Genomic DNA, 264 nt, shown 5'->3' on the forward strand with positions numbered 1-264 from the left:
GGGCGCGAGGTGCTCGAGCAGATCGCCGAGCTCGCGCGACGACATGGGCTCCTCCTGCTCTCCGATGAGATCTACGACCGCGTCGTCTATCCCGGATTCGAGCACCTCTCCACCGCGCAGGTCGCGCCGGATGTGCCCTGCGTCACGTTCGCCGGGCTGTCGAAGACCCATCGCGTCGCGGGCTACCGCGCTGCCTGGATGACGGCCACCGGGTTCCATGCCGATGACCAGTTCCTCTCCGGCGTGCGACTGCTGGCGTCCATG

1 protein-coding gene is annotated in these 264 nt (G+C 68.2%); it reads left to right on the plus strand.

Annotated elements, in window-relative coordinates:
• Positions 1-264, plus strand: a 264-nt coding sequence (locus SB773_RS32500; protein ID WP_410594506.1) for an aminotransferase class I/II-fold pyridoxal phosphate-dependent enzyme, incomplete at both ends; no start/stop codon positions are given.

Origin of the sequence: Bacillus sp. SIMBA_074, assembly GCF_046534555.1 — a bacterium.
GTDB classification, from domain to species: domain Bacteria; phylum Bacillota; class Bacilli; order Bacillales; family Bacillaceae_G; genus Bacillus_A; species Bacillus_A mycoides.